The following is a 255-nucleotide window of genomic DNA, read 5'->3' as shown; positions in this document are numbered from 1 at the left end:
GAGCGCACGCCTGATAAGCGTGAGGTCGATGGTTCAAGTCCATTTAGGCCCATTGACATAACGGAGAAAAAGAGTTAAAGTTATGTCTGGCCGAAAATAAAATACTCTGGGGGCTTAGCTCAGTTGGGAGAGCACCTGCTTTGCACGCAGGAGGTCATCGGTTCGAACCCGTTAGCCTCCATTGATCCAGAAAAAGGATCAAAGAGCTAGTACATTGAAAACTGAATATAATCCAAGCAAAAAACCGAGACAATC

At 45.5% G+C, this 255-nt stretch carries 1 tRNA gene; it reads left to right on the top strand.

Annotated features, from left to right (window positions below):
- The first annotated feature begins 108 nt into the window (after positions 1 to 108).
- A tRNA-Ala gene (locus CP366_RS10600) sits at positions 109 to 181 on the top strand.
- Positions 182 to 255 lie beyond the last annotated feature (74 nt).

The sequence above is a fragment of the Lactobacillus sp. UMNPBX15 genome, assembly GCF_002553785.1.
Taxonomy (GTDB): Bacteria; Bacillota; Bacilli; order Lactobacillales; family Lactobacillaceae; genus Lactobacillus; species Lactobacillus crispatus.
This window is presented reverse-complemented; position numbering and strand designations above follow the sequence as displayed.